This window comes from Pseudoxanthomonas mexicana, from assembly GCF_010093385.1.
GTDB lineage: Bacteria > Pseudomonadota > Gammaproteobacteria > Xanthomonadales > Xanthomonadaceae > Pseudoxanthomonas_A > Pseudoxanthomonas_A mexicana.
This window is the reverse complement of record NZ_PDWV01000097.1, coordinates 1-5,560: the sequence shown is the minus strand read 5'-3', so window position 1 is coordinate 5,560 and position 5,560 is coordinate 1. Positions and strand designations below refer to the sequence as shown.

The 5,560-nt window shown below is 66.9% G+C and carries 3 protein-coding genes; 1 reads left to right on the top strand and 2 read right to left on the bottom strand.

The features are described from left to right. Together CSC76_RS18620 and CSC76_RS18615 are read right to left on the bottom strand one after the other, a co-directional pair. On the bottom strand, positions 1–2,679 hold a 2,679-nt coding region (locus tag CSC76_RS18620; RefSeq protein WP_162111452.1), incomplete at its 3' end, for a DUF7507 domain-containing protein. A 469-nt stretch (positions 2,680–3,148) separates the two neighbouring features. Next, the gene (locus CSC76_RS18615; RefSeq protein ID WP_162111451.1) at positions 3,149–3,898 is read right to left on the bottom strand and encodes a GntR family transcriptional regulator; all 750 of its coding nucleotides are present in this window, start codon (positions 3,896–3,898) and stop codon (positions 3,149–3,151) included. 123 nt (positions 3,899–4,021) lie between these two features. On the opposite strand from CSC76_RS18615, the gene zwf reads away from it, so the two are divergent. Beyond that, positions 4,022–5,500, top strand: a complete 1,479-nt coding sequence (gene zwf, locus CSC76_RS18610; RefSeq protein WP_162111450.1) for a glucose-6-phosphate dehydrogenase — start codon at positions 4,022–4,024, stop codon at positions 5,498–5,500. Positions 5,501–5,560: the final 60 nt, after the last annotated feature.

Below are 5,560 nucleotides of genomic sequence, written 5' to 3'. Positions count from 1 at the left end.
GACCGTGGCCGTGTAGGTCACCGTGTAGGTGCCCGGCACGGTGCCCACCGGCAGCGTGCACACCAGCGGGTTGGTGCTGTTGCAGGTGTACGCACCGGCATTGGTCACCGCACCGAAGGTCAGGCCCGTGCCCAGCGTGTCGGTCAGCACCACGTCGCTGGTGGTGACCGCGTTGACCACCGTGGTGGTCAGCGTGTAGGTGATCGTGTCGCCCACGCGGGCATCGGTCTGGCCTGACGGCAGAGCTGCGCTCTTGGTGTACGTCACCAACGGAGGCAACGGCTCGGTTACCGGGGTTTCGGTGGTGCAGGTGCCTGCGCAGGTCGGGGCATCGTCGCCGGTACCAACCACCGCATTGTCCACCGTACCGGTCGCCTGGTCATTGACCGTGGCCGTGTAGGTCGCCGTGTAGGTACCTGGCACAGTGCCCGCGGACAGGGTGCAGACCAACGGGTTGGTGCCACTGCAGGAGAACACCCCTGCAGAGACGGCGCCCAGATCCAAGCCGGTGCCCAGGGTGTCGGTCAGGGTCAACGGCTCCGTCGTACGTGCATTTGCGACGGTGACGGATATCGCATAAGTCAGCGTATCGCCCACGGAAACTTCGGTCTGGCCAGAGGGCAGGACGACGGACTTGCTGTAGGTCACAACCGGGTTCTCGACCGGGATGTCGATCGTCGTCGTGCACGCCGGATCCGTGCTGCCCACCGGGCAGACCGGACTGGTCACCAGCGCCGTGTTGCGGATGTTGCCCGCATCGGCGTCGGCCTGGGTCACCGTGTACGTACCCACCAGCTGACAGGCCGCACCCGGCGCCACGCTGGCGCAGGTGTTGCTGTTCGGGGTGATCAGCGCATCGCTCACCACCACGTTGGCCAGGGTCGTGTTGCCCGTATTGGTCATCGTGACCGTGTAGGTCAGCACGTCGCCCACGCTCACCGTGCCACTGGCATCGCCATCGGCATTACCGGTCAGCAGCTTCTCCAGCTCCTGCGCCGGCGTCCGCGTCGCCGTCACCGTCACCGTGTCCGTCGGCGAGGTCGTCGTGCCATCGCTGGCGCTGGCGATGTTCGTCACCGTGCCCGCATCGATGTCCGCCTGCGTCACCGTGTACGTCGCCGTGCACGTGATCGACTGCGTCGGCGCCAGGCCACCGGCCGGCAGCGCCGGGCAGGTCACCGTCGCGATCCGGTCGTCGCTCACCGTGATGGCCGCCGTGATCGTCGTGTTGCCGCTGTTGGTCACCAGGTAGCTGTACGACAGCACGTCACCCACCGCCGCATAGCTCGGCGTGGTCGTCGTCTTGTCGATCGTCAGCGCAGGATTCCGCGTCGCCGTCACCGTCACCGTGTCCGTCGGCGAGGTCGTCGTGCCATCGCTGGCGCTGGCGATGTTCGTCACCGTGCCCGCATCGATGTCCGCCTGCGTCACCGTGTACGTCGCCGTGCACGTGATCGACTGCGTCGGCGCCAGGCCACCGGCCGGCAGCGCCGGGCAGGTCACCGTCGCGATCCGGTCGTCGCTCACCGTGATGGCCGCCGTGATCGTCGTGTTGCCGCTGTTGGTCACCAGGTAGCTGTACGACAGCACGTCACCCACCGCCGCATAGCTCGGCGTGGTCGTCGTCTTGTCGATCGTCAGCGCGGGCGCGGGCTGGAATGTGTTGATGATGGCGCAAGTAACCTGTCCGCCGTTGGCTACCGTGATCTGGCTGCCGACGCTCGCAATACCATCGTTCACGCACTGCCAGTCCCCGGCCGCATATCCGGCAGGCCCGGCCGATTCGGACAGCGTGTAGACGCCCGCAGAAACCGACACTGGACCCGTACCACCCGGACCACTGGCGACGGTCGGACCCGCCGCAGTCAGCGTCCAGTCGGAAGCAACTGCCGTGCCGCCGCCGGTGTTGTCGACCTGCTTGATCAGCGTCAGCGTCGCGGGTTGGTCATTGTTGGTGATCGTGCAGGTCGCGTTCTGGCCGTTGGCCAAGGTCAGCTGGCTACCGGACAGGGTGCCGGCCGTGCAGCTCCACGCACCGGCGGTATAGCCGGCCGCCGTCACTTCCGACAGCGTGTAAACGCCGGCGTTGACCGACCGGTTGGTCACCGTCGCGGTGCCGCTCACGCCCGTGATCGTCGTCGGACCGGTCGCCGTCAGCGGGAAGCTGGTGACCGTGGCGGTGCCGCCATTGTCGTTGACCACCGTCTTGACCAGCGTCAGCGTGGCCGCCTGGTCATTGTTGGTGATCGTGCAGGTCGCAACATCATTGCCGACCAGACTGATGCTGTTCGCGGATACCGCCGCGCCGCCATTCTTGACGCAACTCCAGGTGCTGGCGGTGTAGGCCGCGGGTCCACCCGTCTCCGACAGGGCATAGGTCCCTGCGGGGACTGCTGCGCTGGTAACGGCCGCCGCGCCGGTAGTACCCGAAATCGTCGTCGAGGGCCCCGTCGCGACCAGTGTCCACGCTGTGGCCGCGGCAGTGCCGCCGTTGTCGTTGACGACCTGCTTGACCAGGGTCAGGCGCGGCAACGCAAGTACACCGACCGTCACGCTAGAGGTGTTGTTCGCTGCGTTGCTGTCGACCACCGGCGAACCGGGAGGCAGGGCCACCGTAGCGGTGTTCTGGACCGAGGTCTGCGCATGGGCCGGCACTAGAGCCGCCAGAGCGACCAGCATCAAACCCGATGTGGTCACCATGTGGCGGCGAAGGGCCGCTTTGAAAATGTAGGTCAGGCCTTGCACGGTAGTCCCTTGCGCTGAATCTGGACGAGCCAGCCGGGGACTGCCTCCCCCAAGGCTGTCTTGAAGTTGCCGCCCCTCACCGCGCGACCCATTCGCCGCGGGTTTTCGGGGTCTACGTCACAATTCGCGACCCGCGCCCCGTAGAGGACATGGGTCCCGGAAATGTGATGGTGATTACGTCTTTACGAAATCTTATCGTCAAATTGTAGACGGATAACACTACATTCATATACATCATCACACTTTTCACGTGCGGCACGCCACTTTCTTGACGCCTTCGGCGCGGAGAACCGCTACGGGAAAGGCGCGAATGACGCGCAGGCGAAAGCCTCCCGCCACCCGGGGGCGGCAGGTCTAGGGGCAGGATCACGGCAGGCAGGCCCGTCAGGGCCTGCGGCAGGCGTCAGTCGCTCTGCAGTTCGGCGACGAAGTCGTAGGCGTCGCCGCGATAGTAGGACCGGGTGGACTCCACGACCCGTCCGTCCTCCAGGAAGGCCCGACGCTCGACCAACAGGCCCGGCGCACCCACCGGCAATTCGAGGTGACGGGCCGCCTCCTCATCCAGCGCCACGGCCCGCAGACGCTGCAGGGCCCGCTTGGGCCGGTGGCCATAGGCGTCCAGCGCCTCATATAGAGAGGTCGTCACGCTGTCCGGATCCGGCAGCAGCGCGTACGGCACCAGGGTGCGCTCGATGGCGATCGGAGCGCCGTCGACGTGCCGCAGGCGGTACATGCGCACCACGCCGCTGCCTGGCGACAGGTTCAGCGCCATCGATTCCTCCGGAGTCACTTCCCCCACCGAACGCTCGAGGAACCTCACCTGCGGGTTGAGCCCCCGCTCGCGCAGGTCATCGGTGAAGCTGGTCAGGCGGGAGAACTGTCGCAGGATCCGCTCGGCCACGAAGGTCCCCGCGCCCTGCCGCTGCACCAGCAGACCACTTTCGATCAGGCCGGCCAGCGCCTTGCGAATGGTCACCCGCGACAGATCCAGCAGCTGGGCCAGGTCGCGCTCGCTGGGGAGCGCCTGCCCCGGCCGCAACACGCCCGCGTCCATGAGGTTCTGCAGCGCGCGGCGCAGGCGCAGGTAGGCGACGGCCCGGGTGGACTCACCGGTCTGCAGCCGCTGGTATTCCTCGAGCAGATTGGTTTGCATGACCCTCAAGATACCAGTGACGTACCAATATCGCAACAAGCCCTTCACATAGCGGACCTGTTGGCATCCCGTGGTACCGTGGTGGTATGGTGGCGACTCATCCCGTTGCGCCGAGAAGCTCCCGTGACCGCGAAGACCCTGCCCGTCGACACCTTCGATCTCGTCATTTTCGGGGGCACCGGCGACCTGGCATTGCGCAAGCTGCTACCCGGCCTGCTGCGCCGCTATGCCGATGGCCAGATTCCGGAAGACAGCCGCATCCTGGGCGTGGCCCGCGACAGACAGGGCGATGCGGAGTACCGGGCCAAGGTCGGCGAAGCGCTGGCCCGCGTCGCCGCTGCAGACGAAACCCTCCAGGCCAGGCTGCCCGCCTTCCTGGACAAGCTCGGCTATCTGGCCCTGGATGCCACCAAGGACGAGGGCTGGGACGAGTTCGCCACCCGCCTGCTGGCCACCGGCGAGCGCATCCGCGTGTTCTACCTGTCCACCAGCCCCACCCTGTTCGTGAACATCTGCGACCGGCTGCGCGCGCATGGTCTGAACACCGGCAATGCCCGCGTGGTGATCGAGAAGCCGATCGGCCACGATTCGGCCAGCGCCGCCGTCATCAACGACGCGGTCGGCGGCGCGTTCGCCGAAAGCCAGATCTTCCGCATCGACCACTACCTGGGCAAGGAAACGGTCCAGAACCTGCTGGCGCTGCGCTTCGCCAATATCCTGTTCGAACCCCTGTGGAACGCCAGCCGGATCGACCACGTGCAGATCACCGTGGCCGAAACCGTCGGCCTGGAGAAGCGCGCCGGCTACTACGACACCTCCGGCGCGCTGCGCGACATGGTCCAGAACCACTTGCTGCAGTTGCTGTGCATGGTGGCGATGGAACCGCCGGCCGCCCTGCAGGCCGACGCCGTGCGCGATGAGAAACTGAAGGTGCTGCGCTCGCTCAAGCCGATCCGTGGCGAAGACGTCGCCCACCTGTCCGTGCGCGGCCAGTACCGCGCCGGCGCCAGCAGCGGCGCCGCCGTGCCGGGCTATCTGGAGGAACTGGGCAAGCCCGATTCCCGCACAGAGACGTTCGTGGCGCTGAAGGCAGAAGTGGACAATTGGCGCTGGGCCGGCGTGCCCTTCTACCTGCGCACCGGCAAGCGCCTGGCCGAGCGCGTGTCCGAGATCGTCATCGCCTTCAAGCAGATCCCGCATTCCATCTTCGACGACAGCGCCGGCCCGGTGATGGGCAACAAGCTGGTGCTGCGCCTGCAGCCGGACGAAGGCGTCAAGCTGTGGCTGATGATCAAGGACCCGGGCCCGGGCGGCCTGCGCCTGCAGCACGTGCCGCTGGACATGAGCTTCGCCGAGGCCTTCGGCGTGCACCAGCCGGAAGCCTATGAGCGCCTGCTGATGGATGTGGTGCGCGGCAACCAGACCCTGTTCATGCGCCGCGACGAGGTCGAGGCCGCCTGGGCCTGGATCGACCCCATCCTGTCGGCCTGGGACAACCTTCGCGACGCGCCCAAGCCCTACACCGCCGGCTCGTGGGGTCCCAGCGCCGCCGTGGCGCTGGTCGAACGCGACGGCCGCACCTGGCACGAAGACACTGTCTGACGTCGCCGGCCCTGCCTTGCGGGGCCTTCACCCGGCACTTCACGCCGACCTGTCTTCCCC

What these genes read in the sequence shown, in the direction of transcription:
- CSC76_RS18615 (WP_162111451.1), bottom strand. Translation starts at nt 3,898, where the DNA reads ATGCAAACCAATCTGCTCGAGGAATACCAGCGGCTGCAGACCGGTGAG.